Origin of the sequence: Bartonella sp. AP58NXGY, assembly GCF_042195785.1 — a bacterium.
Classification (GTDB): Bacteria; Pseudomonadota; Alphaproteobacteria; order Rhizobiales; family Rhizobiaceae; genus Bartonella.
Map to the genome: position 1 here is coordinate 1 of NZ_JBHIOY010000302.1, position 657 is coordinate 657.

General features: G+C 48.2%; 1 protein-coding gene. It reads left to right on the plus strand.

Annotated elements, in window-relative coordinates:
- Nucleotides 1–279: 279 nt before the first annotated feature.
- Nucleotides 280–420 (plus strand): hypothetical protein, encoded by a 141-nt coding sequence (locus ACFINC_RS11085; RefSeq protein ID WP_375617234.1) that lies wholly within the window; start codon nt 280–282, stop codon nt 418–420.
- Nucleotides 421–657: the final 237 nt, after the last annotated feature.

Here is a 657-nt window from a genome sequence, read left to right on the forward strand (position 1 = left end):
GATAGCGCGCGGGGTTAAGAGGCTGGATTGTCGTTTGTTTTCTCAATGGTGTGGTGTGGAGGTTTTGTCTTGTGGGGGCAAGCCAATCGGTCTTTTTATTGGCAGTTTAGTCTACAGATTTCTTTAAAAATGGTAAAATGTAAAAACGTGTATCTGTAAAAAGATAAGGGTCGTTTAAGCCGTGGAGGATTGATCTGTTGTGCAAGCTTTGGGGCCGTGGTTTGGGCTTGTGGTATGGCGTGAAATGGAGGGAGCGAATTGGGGCGGAAGCGTTTGTGAATGGGGGTAAGCCGTGGTGAAAAGGGAGATGTGACTGGAGGAGAGCCTCGTGTGAGTGGAAGGGCAAATTGGGATGGTGAGGGGTGGTATGATTGGAGGAGGGAGAAGTTGGGAAAGAGAGAAAGAGGTAAGTGTGTGTAGGGGAATGAGAGGATAGAATGGAGGAGAGGAAAAGTGCGTATGGATAGGTTAGGATGGTCCTGTACAAAAAAGTGGTGGTGTGAAGGGATGCATGAAAAAGCGCAGAGGATAGGGGATTGTTTGGTCTTGTCTGTTCCATGTTTTTGAGGGGACGATTTGGGATAGCGCGCGGGGTTAAGAGGCTGGATTGTCGTTTGTTTTCTCAATGGTGTGGTGTGGAGGTTTTGTCTTGTGGGG